Genomic DNA, 17,673 nt, shown 5'->3' with positions numbered 1-17,673 from the left:
CGAACGATGAACAGAAGCAGAGGGCGCCTTAGGTCAGTTAAAGGGAAGCATAAGACTGTTTAGTATAGAAGGGTTCATTGCCTTCCATTGTGAATGGCTTATGACCTCGGGGGGGCTAGGCGGTGGAGCTGGATGTAGAAGCACTTATCAACCACTGATAATTCTTATTCTTTCTTAATCAATTAAAAAGGAGCATTTCCTTTGTTGAAAATGCTCCTTTTTATTAGGATAATAAATATACTCTCGCTTCGTAAGGCTTTAATTCTAATTGGTTTAAATCGTCTTCTTCTTTTCCTTCGTAATTGCTTATTAGGACTTGCTTTTTTGTATAATTTAGATCTACCGGTAACTCAAATACTGGACGTTCTGAAGAGAAATTCAAAATGACAAGTAAGGTTTTTCCGTTATACTCACGCTTATAAGCATAAATTTGATCGTGATTTGGATTCACGAGATCGTATGATCCATACACCAAAATTTCATGCTTTTTTCGTATCTGGATAAGCTTTCGGTAATAGTGAAATACAGAATTAGGGTCTGCTACTGCTTCTTTTGCATTGATCTTAATATAGTTAGGGTTGACCTTTAACCAAGGTTCTCCATGGGTAAAGCCTGCGTGTTCACGATCGTCCCATTGAAAAGGAGTTCGCGCATTGTCGCGCCCCTTAACATAAATCGACTCCATTACCGTTTGGTGATCTTCACCCTTTTCTCTCACTTTTTCATCATACATATTAAGGGTTTCGATATCTTTGTAGTCATCGATAGATTCAAACTTTACATTTGTCATCCCGATTTCTTCCCCTTGATAAATATAAGGTGTCCCCTTTAATGTATGTAGGAAGGTTGCAAGCAGCTTCGCTGACTCTACCCGATACCGCTCATCATTTCCGAATCTTGACACCATTCTTGGTTGATCGTGATTGTTTAAATATAGGCTATTCCATCCGGCATGCTCTAATCCCTTTTGCCATTTGGTAAAGCTATCCCGTAATGCATTTAGCGTGAGCGGACGAAGATCCCATTTTCCTCCAGGACCCGAATCTAAGTCAACATGTTCAAATTGGAATACCATATTTAGTTCTTCACGAGCTTCGTCTGTATAAAGCTTGGCTTGCTCTGTGTCTACTCCAGGTGTTTCCCCAACTGTCATCACATCATATTTGGACAGTACTTTTTGATTCATTTCATGGAGATAATCATGAATTTTCGGACCATTCATAAAATAGTCTCCACCTTGAACATACGTTAGCCCATCTGGATTATCCGCATTTGGAAGTCCTTCAACCTTTGAAATGAAGTTAATAACGTCCATTCGGAAGCCATCGATTCCTTTATCAAGCCAAAATTTCATCATGTCATATATTTCTTCACGAAGTTTTGGATTTTCCCAATTAAGATCTGGCTGTTTTTTACTGAATAAATGTAAGTAATATTCCCCTGTAGTTTCATCTTTTTGCCAAGCAGATCCACTGAAGAATGACTCCCAGTTATTTGGTTCTTCTCCATCTCTACCTTCTCGCCAAATATAATAATCCCTAAAAGGGTTATCCTTCGACTTTTTCGACTCCACAAACCATGCATGCTCATCCGAGCTATGATTAACAACTAGGTCCATGATTAGTTTGATTCCTCTATCGTGCATTTCTTTCAGAAGTTGTTCCCAGTCTGCCATCGTACCGAATTCGTCCATGATGTCTCGATAGTCGCTAATATCATAGCCATTGTCATCATTCGGTGATTTATAGACGGGCGATAACCAGATAACATCTATTCCTAGTTCTTTTAGATAGTCTAGTTTGGAGATGATTCCTTGAATATCACCAATTCCATCCCCATTCGCATCCATGAAACTTCTAGGATATATTTGATAGACTACCGCTTCTTTCCACCATTGCTTCGTCATTCTGATCGCTCCTTTTTCAAACGAGTATGTATGAAAGCACTAACATTCCCATTGTAAGGACTTCTTCATCCAATGTCTATGAAAGTATATTATTTTCAGCTTAGGTTTATATTCGGATCAATTCCCATAATAAAAAACAACTTAGGAAAAGGAACCAAACAAAAAAGCCCCAACAGGAGCTTTAGTATGAAAAAGATAGAATCACTTTTTGTGGCATATCCTCTTCGGTTTGGGTAGCTTTCTTGAACCGTTCACAGGATGGCATTTCAAAAGAGAAATCTTCGACTGTTGATGGAATTAACCCTTTTTCTCTTAGAACATCAAACACTTTTTGCATGGCATCATCTGATTCAATGATCTCCCCATTTTCTACTGATTCGAAGCCTGATACACATGTTTCAATAATACTTTCATGGATTTGTTCTTGTGAGAATATAAACTTGGCATTTGCCATTTGTTCTACTTCTTGGTTTTCCAGTTCAATAATTGTCGTAATATTCATTACCGACACCTCCAGTTTGTTCACCTCATATTATAGGTGGAATATTTAAATTTGGGAGTGTTCAAACTATTTTTTCACGATTTCTTCATTTGTTTTTTACAATATTAAGGCATTTCAAAAGAACCGTTTGCATTGCCTTATTTAACTGTTTAATACCCATTTCTTTTATCGTATCCACACTTTACTTCTTTAAAGTTTTCAAGCATATTTGTTCATGTTTTTTCCACTTTTATGAGAAAATAAATTGTATGATTCACCCAGCTCCATTTAGATGATTTTTTCAGAGCTAATGACCTAACAAAGGAGGAAATAAAATGCCAAAAAATCTTCAGGATACGACCACACTACATAACGGGGTTCAAATGCCATGGTTTGGTTTAGGTGTATTTAAAGTGAAGGAAGGCGAAGAAGTCGTTGAGTCTGTAAAAGCTGCTATTAAAAATGGCTATAAGAGCATCGATACAGCTGCAATATATGAAAATGAAGAGGGCGTTGGACAAGCAATTAAAGATGCAGGCGTTCCACGTGAAGAATTGTTTATCACTACAAAGGTTTGGAATGCAGATCAAGGCTATGATTCAACTCTTCAAGCATTTGAGATAAGCATGGAGAAGCTAGGTTTAGAATACCTAGATTTATATTTGATTCACTGGCCGGTAGAAGGAAAGTACAAAGACACATGGAAGGCTCTAGAGAAGCTTTATAAAGATGGCCGCGTTCGCGCAATCGGGGTGAGTAACTTCCATGTTCACCACTTACAAGATTTACTTTCAATTGCTGAAATTAAACCGATGGTAAACCAAATTGAATACCATCCACATTTAACTCAAACAGAAGTTCATGAGTTCTGTAAAAAAGAAGGAATCCAATTAGAAGCATGGTCCCCACTTAAGCAAGGTGAGCTTCTAAATGACTCAACAATCACAGCTATTGCTGAAAAGCATCAAAAATCACCTGCTCAAATTATTTTACGCTGGGATTTACAAAATGAAGTCGTTACAATTCCAAAGTCAACAAAGGAACACCGTATTATTGAAAATGCTAGCATTTTTGATTTTGAGCTTTCAAGCGAGGAAATGGAACAAATCAGCGGATTAAATAAAAATGAGCGCACTGGTCCAGATCCGGATAACTTTGATTTTTAAGCCACCTGCCTAAGGTTTAAAGATTACAGCTAAACTTCTTGTTGACCTTTCTCTCAATTCATAATATAATCCTAAGAAATACTTTAATACCAAAAAGCGTTGATGGGTTATATTAAGCCGTTCTCCCTGTTACTAGAGAATCAGTGGTTGGTGGAAACTGATACAAAGAATTGGTGAATTTCATTCTCGGAGCTTTTCTTTTCCTGAAACTTAGGCAAAAGAACGGGTTAGACCGTTATCGATTAATGAGTGGAAAGCAATATTGTGCTTTCAAATAGGGTGGTACCGCGTGCTCAGCCACGTCCCTATCTAGATTTTCTAGATAGGGGCGTGGCTTTTTATGTTTGACTCCTACTAGGTAAGTCTTTTTAGCTGAAATTCATCATAGAAAAGGAGAGAAACAAAGTGGAGAGAGAACAATGGTCATCAAGAATTGGCTTCATACTATCTGCAGCTGGTTCAGCTATCGGAATTGGCGCGATATGGAAGCTCCCCTATGTAACAGGAGTGAGTGGTGGCGGAGCCTTTTTTCTACTGTTTTTATTATTTTCTTTATTCATAGGCCTTCCACTATTATTAGCAGAATTCGTTATTGGACGAAGTACGGGAAAGGATGCTATTCGCGCCTATTCAGCGATTGCTCCAAATAGCAAATGGCATTGGATTGGCTGGATCGGAGTCATTACCTGCTTTATATTACTATCCTTCTACAGTGTGGTAGGTGGATGGATCGTTATCTATTTCATCAAAGGAATCTTCGGTGGAATCATCCAATCAGGAGCGGATTATGGCGGGCTTTTTGGAGAATCCATTGGGGACGCTTGGTCTGTTCTTCTCGCTCAAGCTGCATTCTTACTGATTACGATCGTCGTTGTGGCAAAGGGCGTTCAGCAAGGAATTGAGAAGGCAAGCAAGCTGCTGATGCCCGCATTATTTGTATTATTTGTGATATTAATCGCTCGATCGTTAACTTTAGAAAATTCTTTAGAAGGTGTTAAATTCTTTTTATCACCTGATTTTTCAAAATTAACTTCCAACAGCATCCTATTCGCCATGGGACAATCCTTCTTCTCATTAAGTGTTGGGGTTTCTGTTATGGTGACATACAGCTCCTATCTTCCTAAGACAGAGCGAATTGTTCAACCTGCTCTTTCTGTAGTGTTCATGAATTTATTTATAGCAGTATTAGCTGGACTCGCAATTTTCCCTGCCGTATTCTCATTAGGTCTTGAACCAGCTGAAGGACCAGGATTGTTGTTCGTTGTTTTACCAGCCGTTTTTGAAAAATTAGCAATGGGAGAGGTCTTCTTCTTTTTATTCTTAGCCTTATTCTTATTTGCGACCTTAACTTCTGCTTTTTCAATGCTAGAGATTATTATCGCCACACTTTCAAAAGGGAATATGAAGAAGCGTGCTTCTTACTCATGGATTATAGGAGGTTTCATCTTCATTCTTGGAATTCCATCTGCCCTTTCATTTGGCACACTTTCAGACCTTACGATTTTTGGAAAAAACGCCTTTGATGCAGCCGATTTCCTTGTGAGTAATATTCTTCTCCCGATTGGTGTATTGCTCATATCATTATTTGTTCCAAATTTAATCAAAAAAGAAGTGCTTAAAAGAGAATTATTACAAGACTCTACTAGAGGAACCATCCTATTCAACATTTGGTATATCGTGTTAAAATTTGTGATTCCACCAATCATTATCATTGTTTTCATGGATGCTCTCGGAATCTTTAAATAAGGTTGATAACAGGACATTCCAAAGGAAAGGATGTTATCGTACATTTGATTCTTCTGTGTGAGCTTGATTTTCCAATTAGTTATGCACTAATGTACAGGATGAGGCGCAGTTCAATAGCACCTCATCCTTTATTATGAGCAAATGGAATATTCTCTTTCGCAAAGATAGCTACTAATTCTTCTAGCATAATACTTGCCGTTGCTGTTTTCCCAGCTCCTGGCCCTCTTAAGGTAAGCTCTCCCGATAAATCTGTATGAATAATAATTGCATTATCTACCCCCTCAACAGCAAATAACGGATGCTGCGGCCCAACCAGTGTTGGTCTGATTGACCCAATAATGCGATCTCCTACTAGTTCAGCTGAAGCTATATACTTAAGCCTTAATTTTTCATTTACGAAAGGAACTAATTCTTGTAGAGAGCTACCTAATGGTCTCCGTTCTACTTCATTCCAAACAGGCTGAGAACCATATATGGTTTCACAAAGAATCATTAGCTTATAAAAGGCATCAAATCCATCTACATCATTGGTAGGATCCGCTTCAGCATACCCGAGTTGCTGTGCTTTTTCTAAAGCTACTTCATATTCCTTCCCTTGCTCTCTCATATACGTGAGCATATAATTCGTTGTCCCATTTAGAATACCCTCGACTTTATGAATTCGATTGACCTTTAAAAGCTGACTAATGGTTCGAATAACCGGAATAGACCCAGCAGTTGTCGCCTCATACCCAATATACGTGTGATTATCTTGTGCTTGACGTTTCAATCGCTCACCATGTAGTGAAAACATTTCTTTATTTGCGGTGATTACCGGAATTCCCCTTCCTAGCCACTCGCTCACATATGTGGCAGCTGGCTCTTCCCCAACGATCGCTTCCACAACAACATCGATATTTGGAGTTTTCAATAGATCACTCCACTGATTCGTAACAATTGTACTAGCTGGAACACCTCTCTTCTTTCCACCATCTCGAACGAAAATGACAGGTACTTCAATCTCCGCATTAAGTAACTGACTCAAAGCAGACTTTTTCCCCTCAATCATTTCGAAAATACCTTGCCCAACTGTCCCAAATCCTAACAGAGCTACTCTAATTGTTTTAGCTGTCAAGACGCCACGTCCTTCCTTAAATAATTGACAAAAACGCCCTCTTCCAAAGAAGAGGGCGTGAAATCGACAATCCTCCTCTCATCTCTCAAGTCACATGACTTGTAGGAATTGGCACCATCCCAATTGTACATTGGTGGTTGCCGGGCTTCATCGGGCCTAGTCCCTCCGCCTCTCTGGATAAGAGTTTATTTAGTTGTTCTGATTTTTACTTACAAGGGGATTTTATCGAATACGATACGAATCGTCAATCATTTTTAGAAAATTTATTATTTTCAAACGGATTTTCCAGCTGCTTGCTCAATTGCTTTGGTAAATTGCTGGACAATATCAAATAATTCTTCTATTCCAACAGATATACGCACAACATGCTGGGTTATGCCCAATTTTTCTTTCGCTTCTTTCGGAAGAGCACGATGGGATGTAGCAATTGGATAGGAGACTGTCGTTTCTACACCTGCTAGTGAAGGAACAATTTTTATCCAATCTAACGCTGAAAAGAAGACACTCATATTTACCTTTTGCTGCAGCGTTACGGTTACAATTGCCCCATTACCTTTAGGCAGTTCATTTTGTGGATAATATACTTTTTCTACAAGCTCGCTTTCCACGAGAGCATTAGCCAATTCCTTCGCATTAGCTGCTTGCTTCTCTACTCGCAAAGCCATTGTTTTCGAGCCTCTCATTGTTAGCCACGCTTCAAATGGGCTTAAATTAGAGCCTAGCCCCACCACTTTTTGCCGAGCCTTATCCACGAGTTCTTTTCTCCCTACTAGAACACCTGCTGACACATCACTATGACCACCGATGTATTTTGTCGCGCTGTGGGCGACTAAATCGACTCCTAGCTCAATTGGATTGAGCAAGATCGGTGTCGCAAATGTGTTATCAATCATTGTCATCAACTCATTTTTCTTAGCGAAATTCACAAGTTCAGCTATCTTTTCTACTCGTAAAAAAGGATTCGTAATCGATTCAGAGTAGATCAGCTTTGTATTGGAATGAACATGTGATTGAAGAGATTCTATTTCTGTAAAATCAGCAAATGTAACTTGAATACCAAAATTCTTCAATTCATGACCCAGTAAATGATACGTTCCACCATACAGATCTTCTGCTGCGAGGATGTGATCGCCATTCTGTACCACAGCCAAAATACCTGCTAAAATAGCTGATATCCCAGAGGAAGTAGCCACCCCATCTTCTGCACCTTCTAGCTTAGCAATCGCCTGACCCAGCTCATCTGTATTCGGATTGCCGTTTCTCGTATATAAATAGGAACCGTCTCCTTCATAATGCCCTTCTAGATCCTCTAACGTCTTAAATTGAAAAACTGAGGTTTGAAAAATCGGTGTTGCTTTACTTCGAATGGATTCTGTATCTTTTTTATTTTGATGAACCACTTCGGTATGTATCGAACGCTTCATTATTCTGCCCCCTTATTCAGGTGATTAATGAATTCTATTATACAGTAGAGAATTAAAGGAAGAAATGATAAAGTTTTTATAAAATACTGAAATTTAGCCATGCTCTTTTGATGCTACTAATCGTTCATCTTGTTTTCTATCACTTTTTTATTTATCAAACCTCATTGATTAGCCATATCCGATCATATTAAAGCCTTAATATACTAGATTAGATGTGAATTTCCCTATGATGAGCGAAAACCCTCATCTATGGAGCGAAAATTCGTCGAATCGGAGCGAATTCTAGTCGAATAGGAGCGAAAATGGCGAAATGCGAGCGATATTCGAGGATAATGGAGCGAACGCTCATAAAAGGAGCGTTCGCTCACAAAAAGGACAATTCCGTGAAGAATCGTCAACATCTTACAATTAAACCTCGAATCCAATTAGTTCTCGCCTCCTAATAGAGCAATCCTATGCAATTAACTCGCAACTCATAATTGACACATCACTTCAATTTGCCGCATTCTCTCAATTGACCTACCATCTCAATTAGCCCTTCCTCTTCTCACGGCAAACCAAATTTCCATCATAGAAAAACGAGCAGGGGGTCCCCCTGCTCGTTCTCACTTCTTATCGTAATTTAAATTGACGAACCTGTTCTTCTAGCTTTCTAGATAATCCTTCAAGACCATTTGCATGTCTACTAAACTCTTCCATCGTTGCAGATATTTCTTCAGCCGAAGCGGAGACTTCCTCAGTTGCTGAAGCCGTTTGTTCAGAAATCGCCGAAATATTACTTGTTTGTTCAGATACAATATCTTTGCTTTGTTGGCCGATCTCAATCGAGGTTCTTACTTCCTCCGATTTCCTTGTTACTTCTTCTAATGAACGTAAAATACTGGCAAAAATTTCTTTCGTTTCTTCCACTGCCTTTTCCTGTTCTTCAACCGTACGATTCGTTGATTCTACTGACTCTACCGCTTTCTCCACAACTTGTTCAATGTTTTGGATAATACCAACGACTTGATCTGCTGACCTTTGGGATTCTTCTGCTAACTTGCGAACCTCTTGGGCTACTACTGCAAATCCTTTCCCATGCTCACCTGCCCGGGCCGCTTCAATACTTGCGTTTAATGATAGTAAGTTCGTTTGCTCTGAGATGCCTGTAATCGTGTCAATAAACGCGCTAATGCCTTTCATACTGTCTGCAACCTCTCCAATAATGGCAGACACTTGATTCGAAGATGCCTTCGTATCCGTCGATTTGATTGTTAATAGATTCATATGGTTTAAACCTTTTTCACCTAGCTCTACTGACTGCTGTTGAACAGCTAACATATCATTGGTTACCGCTTTAATATCATCTAAATTCGAAGACAATTGTTCCATCTCTTCTGCGACAGTTTGAATGTTTTCTGTTTGCGAAGCGGTCCCTTCAGCTACCTCACCCATTGCAATTGCCACTTGCGAAATAGAAGATGTAGTCTCATCCGTCATTTTAGAAAGGGAAGACGAAGTGGACAGCACTGTTTGTGAAGATGCTTCTACCTCAGTCAGAGCCTTTGAAAGATGATTCATCATCCGATTATAACTCTCTTCTAATTGCTTAAATTCATCTTTTGATTTCAACGAAACACGGGTTGTTAGATCTCCTTCAGATGCTGTTTGAATTGATTGTTGGAGAGTACGAATATTTTTGACTATTCCTTTGCTAAAAAAGAATGCTAGAACAGCTGAAATGACAATAAATCCAGCCATCAACGCAAAAATGGCAAATTCCAACCCTTTTGTACGACTCGTAAACTCCTTTTCTTCAAGTGTAGCTAATACATGCCAACCCGTGCTTTCATTAGTTGAGTAGACAGAAAATTTTTCTTTACCGTCGTACTCATAATTACTTACTCCTTCTTGATTCTTCTGCATGTCTTCCCATACACTTAGCTTGGTCACTACATCTGTACCAATCAATTCTTGGTTTGGATGAGTGATAAGAGTCCCCTCTCGATCTACTAATACTGCATATCCCTCATGTCCGACAACAATTTCATTTGTTACTTCTGCTAACTTTCCTAAGTCGACATCCACACCAATGACTCCAATAACCTCTCCAGCTTTCTCAACTGTTTTAGATAAAGTTACTACTAGATCTCCTGTTGCTACGTCTTTGTATGGAGTCCCAGTCACTAATTGACCTTTATTATTCACAGCTGATTGATACCAATCTCGTGTAGTCGGGTCGAAGTCATCTGGCAAGCCTTCCCCAGATTCTTTAGGTGATATCATAAAATCGTTACGTTCAGTAGCAAAATAGAGATGCTTATAATCCTCTCGTGTCAAACGCGTTCCATCTAATAAAAAGAAACCGTATTTAGCGTTCTCTGGGTTTAAATAGTAATCGGTAAAATTAATATTATTCGATAAAAGAGTGATTTGGCCACCAATCCCATTGGTTAGGGTATCAATTCGATTGCTGACTTCATTTACTAGCTGTACGGTCGAATTTTCCACTTCATCCTTCACGATTTTTTGAGAATACATAACGGAAAAACTCCCTAGAGCGATTATGGGAATTAACGTTACAAGTAACATCATGCTAATTAATTTCGTTTGAACATTGTTCAATCTTGATGCCTTTTTCATATCTGTTCTCCTTTATTCAATTGATATCTATTTTATCGGCAGTTTTTAACAAGTTGATAGTGTTAATTCATATTAAATCTTTTCCAATCTTGTATATTTAGCCGTTTACTTCATTCTTTTTTTATATCCATTATGATAATAAAACTATTTCTAACATTCATATAGGATAATGAAATGTGTGGAAAATACACCTAAAAAACGTATGAGCTATCTTACCATTTGGAGATGGAATTTTTATGCTGGAATCCTCGTTTTATCATGCTAGCATGAACACTACAATGATCATGCCCACAAAACAATTTATAATCGGAAAACTAAGCGAAAGTGATGAAGAGTTTTTACGTAAAGGGAGCCCTGATGAGGCAGGGATTTTAGAGGGGCATCATTAAGTAGATGATTCCCACAAAAAATGTGGAACGTGTAACTTCACTTTTTTGTGGGATCTTTTTATCTCATTAAACGATTGTCTTTTACTTTTCGCATGCAATAAAATCTTTATCGCGATCCTTGCTCTTATTCGCATCATAAAGCTCTTTTGACACAAAAGGTTTATATTTTACCTTTCCTCCTTTATTGACCGTATCTTTAGTACGAGCCCCCCCCCTTGGTAATCTTTATTTAGTTCCGTGCAATTTTGATATTTTTCAATCGACTTTGCTGAAGTAGCAGAAGTTAATTCAGATGTAACACCAAGCATTAAACTTAATGAAAGAATAGTAGCTATAGTTTTTTTCATACTTCCTCACACCTTACATCCTTTATTTTAACTGTATGATAATTTAAGGTTTGTTTCGATTTCAAGATAGACAAAAAGTTTTTTCCATTTTTCGTTAATTTCCTTTTAAAACGAATTTGATAGAGTGATATATTTCTCATCACCTCACAAACAGCTCTCTCGAAGATTACCTATCACCCGCTAAGGAATAAGATATTCAAATGTAGGTTAAGCAACAACTTCATAAAAAAAGCTTGTTGCATCAAACAAGCTTTTCATTATTCATATCATTCTATTTTAGGCTTGTGCAACAGCCCTTCTTTCTTTACGTTCTCTCCATAGCGTCCTAAAACCAAGTAGCCATGTAACCAATTGAATTAACGTCACACCAAGGACAATGATGCTATCCCAAAAATAATAACTGTAAAAATCATTCGCAACTACATTTTTTATCACAATCGTGATTCCATAAATGGATGGAGGTAGCCGAAATAAAAGAAATTGACCAGCTGCAACAAAGGCTCCAACCAAATACAAATATCCGAACCACACTGCATTTTTTTGCTCGTATTTCGGAAGATCATTCCACAGTGGAGTCTCCTTCTTTAAGAACTTCTTTCGTAAGTACATAATTCCGTTTTCATGTAATGCTGAAGTGTTTTTCCAGTTACTAACGACATAGTACATATCGGTTCGTAAATATATAATGAACTGCCAGATGAACTTTACAATACAAATGTATACGATTAACTTAGCATAATCTATGACCAACTGATTGCTACTATATAATTGCATTAGCAAACAAGCTAAAATAATTACAACATCCCATGCCATTCCTGCTAAATATGGCACATATCTTTTTGATTTTGGCCTTGACCATAAACCAGTCATATCGGTTTCAGCTACTAAAAAAACCATTCGTAAATTCAAGCGAACACGTGAAATAACCTGTTCTTTTGCTGCTGCCAGAACGTGTCCAAATTCATGAATTGCAATTAACAGGTAGCTTACAACCATTAAATTTAGGGTGCTTAAACCAATCGCTTGAAACACAAAGATGTCCTTATAATGTGGCGTGAGCTTTGGTTGCGTGAACAATAAAAAGATTATGATAAAAAAAGAAATAGAATACAAAATTAAAGCCGGTGAAGAATAGAAAAATCTACCTAACTGAACGAGCACCCTGCTCGGTTCACGTTTTACTTGAGGGTTTAACACTTCTCCATCGATGCTTAACACTAGTTTATATTCTAGTAGAGTGCTAGCAAAATCAAGCACATCAATATCATCATCATATTTCTTTTTTAGAATATCTGTAGCCTCTGTTATCGTGGAATGTCCATCCAACAACTTGATAACGTCCACAGCTACTTCAGGTACTCGTAAGAATTCTCCAGTATGTGGATCACCTATAGTGTATTCATCTCCATCTGGCTGTATCGATAAATGTGAACAATCAACTACTGTGTTTAAGTTTATTTCTATCGTCATGTAAGTACACCCTCATTGTGATCAATAGCTATTGAAATTAATTCTTCTAAGCTAGCCATTTCTTTGAAATCAGAAGAACAGGTTGGACAATATGGCTTTTTAGTTGTTTTAATATTGTCCTGTGAGATTTCCATTGTGGTCGTATCGATTGATATGATAGGTTTCATTAACGGGGAGATGCCTGTTATTAATTTCGTTACATCGGATGTAAAAAGCCCAGTTAAAATGGCTAAATTAGGGGCGAATCCAGTGTTAACTCCAGTAAAAGTTCTACCGTAATTGGTCTTTAAACGAATGATGGAATCTGGCTCCATCTGAATCAGTTCAATAAATTTGCAATCTAAGCAAGGTTCATTACATGTTGGAATCGTTCGATCCCATCTAATCTTGTGTGCATTAAACCCGCCCAGATAAAATGGAATGCCCAATGTAAAGCATGCAGCATTTACCCAACGATCGACGATAATGTTTGGTTGATCCATCATACTAATTACGGCATGACAACCTTCGATAATGTCTAATAAATCTTCATACTTTTTAATTTCGCGGTTATACATCTTTACTTTTATATCAGAATTTATTTTTCTTGTTTTTTCGTCTGCTACTTTCGATTTTAGCCTTCCGATATCATCCTCGTTATACAGGAATTGTCGGTTTAAATTAGAGCGTTCAATTGTATCGTAATCGACACCAACAATTTCACCAATACCTAATCCTGCAAGAAATGATACCGTTAAGCTGCCACCTCCGAGTCCAAGTACTGCTACTTTCGATTGGTTTAATTTTTCTTGCATGGAATACTTACTATTATTCATACTTGCATAGCTAGAAAAGTAATTGAAATTTGACTGATACCGTTCTATCTGTGTAGATGAGTATGTAGTTGGAATAACAATATCTTCTACTATTCCAAGATCATCAAGAGCTTCAATTACATCGCCAAGCTCTAGCACGCTAATATTCAGTTCTTTTGCAATCTCTTCCATTGAACTCGTTCCATCTAAAAGGTGGAGCAGCTTACTTAAATTACCGTCTAAATCATCAAGTTCTATCATTTGTCCATTGTGAATGACTTCAATTGAACTCTCTTTTCTAATGATCGGATGCAATGTCTTCTTAAAAGCCGGATTCAACATAATAATCCCCCATCCTAGAAAGTCATAATATGGTTCCCTCTAGATACTGGTAAAGAATGTTCTAAGTAATTTCATGAAAAATCCCCGCTCAACAACGAGTGGGGATTTCCCATTTGTTTCATTCCACACATTTATGTATGGAATTAACCGCCTCTGTGCATTAGCTCAGCATCAATAGTTGGAGTTAGTTTTTCTACTTTACGAACTGTAATTTTCATCAAACACACCCCCTAACTTTTTACAATTTTGATATTAATTGATAATTAGGATTACGTCAATATAAATTTCTGAATATATTTTAAATTCAGAAATTTATATTATTCTAAGATTACTTTAGTAGAACACTAAGCGAAATTTCAATTGATTCCCACCTTCACGTCTTTGCTGATAAATTTTTCAACATAACCAATATTTTTACTGTCTCTATATATCTACGTAATAGGAAATTCCAGAGAATGAACGATTAATTAGCAGGGTCTTTAATTACACAGGTGTTTGCTTCGTTTCTCGAATTATTTTAGACCTTTAAAGCTTTACATGTTTAATTGATTGTATAAAAATTCCTTTTTTATAATAGTAATATTTTTATCAGATTTTTTTGTGCTTTTGATTAGTGTTCTGAGGACCCTTTTCCGTAATAGGAATATTCACCTAGATCTATTTTCATCATTTCTCCACAGCAAATAAGCCAGCAGTCCTGCTGGCTTATTTGCTTACGCATACATTTTATTCTCTTCCTTTTGGAAGAAGCTTTTCATCGCATGGAACACATCGGCTTTTTGCTTGAGGATGTAATAACGGAAGTTTTCATTTTTGATGTTTTTATAAGCGGACATTAGGGTCGAGTGGCGGTTGTATTGATTCACTTCACCATACCCAAACATACTGGATACTTCCATGATCTCTTCCACCAGCTTTACACAGCGTGGGTTGTCGGATGTTAAATTATCTCCATCGGAGAAGTGAAATGGGTAAATATTATATCGTGTTGGATCGTATTTGTTATCAATTAATTCGATTGCTTTCCGATAGGCAGATGAGCAAATCGTTCCCCCGCTCTCGCCTTTCGTGAAAAATTCCTCTTCTGTTACGACCTTTGCTTCTGTATGATGGGCTATAAACTCTATGTCTACCGTTTCGTATTTCGTTCGTAGAAATCTTGTCATCCAGAAGAAGAAGCTTCTTGCCATATATTTTTCCCATATTCCCATCGATCCTGACGTATCCATCATCGCTAGAACGACGGCTTTCGACTCTGGCTTAACGATTTCATTCCATGTTTTGAATTTCAAGTCTTCCTGATAAATGGGGTGAAAGCTTGGTGCCCCCTTCATGGCATTGCGCTTAAATGCTGTCATCATCGTTCGTTTTTTATCTATATTGCCCATTAATCCTGTTTTCCTAATGTCATTAAACTCAATATTCTCGACGATGATTTCATCCTGTTCTTTCTTTTTCAAATTTGGCAGTTCCAATTCTTTGAACAATGCTTCTTCTATATCCATTAATGATACTTCTGCTTCAAAATAGTCATCTCCTGCTTGATCTCCTGCCCCTTGACCTTTCCCAGGTCCCTTTTGGCCACTAGAGCCATCACGAGCGACGACATCTCCAACCTGACTATCTCCATCCCCCTGCCCTACATGCTTATTCTTATCGTAGTTGTAGCGAATTTTATATTCGTCCAAGGAACGGATTGGAATCTTAACCACATCTCGACCATTTGACATGACGATGTTTTCTTCTGTGACTAAGTCTGGTAGATTGTTGCGGATGGCATCTTGAACTTTTTCTTGATGGCGCTGCTGATCATCGTGGCCTTTACGGTGGAGGGACCAATCTTCTTTTGAAATCACAAACTGATGGTTATTTGCATCGGTCATAAAATAACCCCTCCTTATAAAATTGTTTTCAAATTCCTTCACATTTCACATACGAGTTTCATACAATATCCCGAGTGTCATTTACTCAAAAGAAAATGGTGATTACTCTATCCTATGCAAAATGAGTAGAATAATTTACAAATTATTTTGACAATAAGACAATCGCCTACAAAAAAAGACAAGCCTACAAAAAAACGCATACGAAAAACGACTTGTTATCAAGTCGTTTTTCTGGTTGAATTCTTTTCATCTTGTATAGGGTCAGGATGCTTATCATCTTCCTTAAGCTCTTGATTCGTTCGAAGATTTTCCATCTGCTTACCTAGAATTTCGATTTCTGCTAAATTCTCTGCCATTGAGCTATTGGGTGGTACAGATTGTTTGTCCAGCTTGTCCTTCTTCACCTTGATCACCTCTTTTTCTCTATTTACCCAGTGACCCTCTTTTTAAAACATACGGCTGACAGAAGGACTGCCAGCCGTTATTCCTATCTATTTAACAAACTTCCCACATAACGAAGTAGTTCATTGGCTGATGTTGAATTATAGCCGTGCTCATCAATTAATCTTGCGACTACCTCATTTACCTTCTTCAGCTGCTGCTCATCAGGTGTTTTCGTAGACGTAGTAATCTTAACAACATCCTTTAAGTCAGCAAATAATTTCTTTTGAATGGCTTCACGAAGACGATCATGAGAATTATAGTCAAATCGCTTTCCTTTTCGTGCATAAGCTGAAATTCGAATAAGAATTTCTTCACGGAACGCTTTTTTCGCATTTTCTGAAATTCCGATTTGTTCTTCAATAGAGCGCATCAGCTTTTCATCTGGATTAATTTCTTCACCAGTTAACGGATCACGTAATTTCACTTTATTGCAGTACGCTTCCACATTATCAAGATAGTTATCCATTAATGTCTTAGCTGACTCATCATATGAATAGACAAACGCTTTTTGGACTTCTTTTTTCGCAATATCATCATATTCCTTACGAGCTAGCGAAATATAATTTAAATAACGTTCACGGAGCTCAGGTGTTATTGATGGATGATGATCAAGCCCTTCCTTCAGCGACCGTAGAACATCTAGAGCATTAATAGACGTCATTTCCTTGCGAATAATGGTCGAAGAAATTCGGTTAATCACATAACGTGGATCAATCCCGCTCATTCCTTCATCTGAGTATTCCTTCTTCAATTCGTCTACATCTGCTGAATTAAAACCTTCTACATTCTCGCCATCGTACAACCGCATTTTCTTCACTAAATCAATATCACCTTTTTTCGGTTCTTTCAGGCGGGTAAGAATAGTAAACATCGCTGCTACACGTAATGTATGTGGGGCAATATGAACATCTGATACATCGCTCTCACTAATCATCTTTTCATAAATCTTTTCTTCCTGTGACACCTTTAAGTTATATGGAACATGCATCACGATAATTCTTGAATGCAATGCTTCATTTTTCTTATTGGAAATAAATGAACGGTACTCCGTTTCATTTGTATGAGCGACAATTAACTCATCTGCAGAAATCAACGCAAAGCGACCTGCCTTAAAGTTCCCTTCCTGTGTGAGCGACAATAAATGCCACAGAAATTTCTCATCACATTTCAGCATTTCTTGAAACTCCATCATGCCTCGGTTCGCTTTATTAAGCTCTCCATCAAATCGATAGGCACGAGGATCTGATTCCGAACCATATTCAGCAATCGTTGAAAAATCAATGCTACCTGTTAAGTCGGCAATATCTTGAGACTTCGGATCAGACGGACTAAACGTCCCAATACCAACCCGCTTATCTTCTGAAAAGAACACTCTTTCCACCAATACATCTTCAATCCTACCACCATATTCCTTCTCTAAACGCATCATATTCAGCGGTGATAAATTCCCTTCAATTCGAACACCATATTGCTCATGAAACTCTTTCCTTAGATTTTGGGGGATTAGGTGTAAGGCATCCTCGTACATACGACAAGTAAACTTCT

The 17,673-nt window shown here is 37.8% G+C and carries 11 protein-coding genes, 2 pseudogenes, 1 riboswitch and 1 other annotated feature; of the genes and pseudogenes, 2 read left to right on the top strand and 11 right to left on the bottom strand.

From position 1 onward, the window contains the following. Window positions 1-223: 223 nt before the first annotated feature. Window positions 224-1,906, bottom strand: coding sequence for a glycoside hydrolase family 13 protein (locus tag LS684_RS04545; protein WP_233810332.1), 1,683 nt, complete (start codon window positions 1,904-1,906; stop codon window positions 224-226). A gap of 181 nt (window positions 1,907-2,087) precedes the next feature. Continuing rightward, the gene (locus LS684_RS04540; protein ID WP_233810330.1) at window positions 2,088-2,408 is read right to left on the bottom strand and encodes a hypothetical protein; all 321 of its coding nucleotides are present in this window, start codon (window positions 2,406-2,408) and stop codon (window positions 2,088-2,090) included. A 314-nt stretch (window positions 2,409-2,722) separates the two neighbouring features. Between LS684_RS04540 and LS684_RS04535 the strand changes: the two genes are divergently transcribed. Next, the gene (locus tag LS684_RS04535; RefSeq protein ID WP_233810328.1) at window positions 2,723-3,553 is read left to right on the top strand and encodes an aldo/keto reductase; all 831 of its coding nucleotides are present in this window, start codon (window positions 2,723-2,725) and stop codon (window positions 3,551-3,553) included. 90 nt (window positions 3,554-3,643) lie between these two features. Then, window positions 3,644-3,863, top strand: a binding site (T-box leader). 95 nt (window positions 3,864-3,958) lie between these two features. After that, complete coding sequence (locus LS684_RS04530) at window positions 3,959-5,299, top strand: sodium-dependent transporter (protein ID WP_233810327.1); 1,341 nt, start codon at window positions 3,959-3,961, stop codon at window positions 5,297-5,299. 121 nt (window positions 5,300-5,420) lie between these two features. On the opposite strand, the gene LS684_RS04525 is transcribed toward LS684_RS04530, so the two are convergent. The 9 genes and pseudogenes from LS684_RS04525 to LS684_RS04485 form a co-directional block, all read right to left on the bottom strand. After that, entirely contained in the window at window positions 5,421-6,413 is a 993-nt protein-coding gene (locus tag LS684_RS04525; protein WP_233810325.1) for a homoserine dehydrogenase, read from the bottom strand. 75 nt (window positions 6,414-6,488) lie between these two features. Next, a riboswitch (SAM riboswitch) is annotated at window positions 6,489-6,597 on the bottom strand. Window positions 6,598-6,685: 88 nt separating this feature from the next. Beyond that, complete coding sequence (locus tag LS684_RS04520) at window positions 6,686-7,837, bottom strand: trans-sulfuration enzyme family protein (RefSeq protein WP_233810322.1); 1,152 nt, start codon at window positions 7,835-7,837, stop codon at window positions 6,686-6,688. 612 nt (window positions 7,838-8,449) lie between these two features. Further along, window positions 8,450-10,459 carry a methyl-accepting chemotaxis protein gene (locus tag LS684_RS04515; RefSeq protein WP_233810321.1) on the bottom strand — a complete coding sequence of 670 codons (2,010 nt, stop codon included), beginning with the start codon at window positions 10,457-10,459 and terminating at the stop codon, window positions 8,450-8,452. A 470-nt stretch (window positions 10,460-10,929) separates the two neighbouring features. Then, a pseudogene (locus LS684_RS04510) lies at window positions 10,930-11,195 on the bottom strand (excalibur calcium-binding domain-containing protein). A 276-nt stretch (window positions 11,196-11,471) separates the two neighbouring features. Next, window positions 11,472-12,665 carry a PqqD family protein gene (locus tag LS684_RS04505; protein ID WP_233810319.1) on the bottom strand — a complete coding sequence of 398 codons (1,194 nt, stop codon included), beginning with the start codon at window positions 12,663-12,665 and terminating at the stop codon, window positions 11,472-11,474. Then, entirely contained in the window at window positions 12,662-13,801 is a 1,140-nt protein-coding gene (locus LS684_RS04500; protein ID WP_233810317.1) for a ThiF family adenylyltransferase, read from the bottom strand. The genes LS684_RS04505 and LS684_RS04500 overlap by 4 nt, the downstream gene beginning before the upstream one ends. A 713-nt stretch (window positions 13,802-14,514) precedes the next feature. Further along, the gene (gene yhbH / locus LS684_RS04495) at window positions 14,515-15,684 is read right to left on the bottom strand and encodes a sporulation protein YhbH (protein WP_233810315.1); all 1,170 of its coding nucleotides are present in this window, start codon (window positions 15,682-15,684) and stop codon (window positions 14,515-14,517) included. A gap of 218 nt (window positions 15,685-15,902) precedes the next feature. After that, entirely contained in the window at window positions 15,903-16,088 is a 186-nt protein-coding gene (locus tag LS684_RS04490) for a hypothetical protein (RefSeq protein ID WP_233810313.1), read from the bottom strand. Window positions 16,089-16,171: 83 nt separating this feature from the next. Next, window positions 16,172-17,662: pseudogene (locus LS684_RS04485) on the bottom strand (PrkA family serine protein kinase); the annotation flags it as partial. Window positions 17,663-17,673: the final 11 nt, after the last annotated feature.

The sequence above is a fragment of the Cytobacillus spongiae genome, from assembly GCF_021390075.1.
This window is presented reverse-complemented; position numbering and strand designations above follow the sequence as displayed.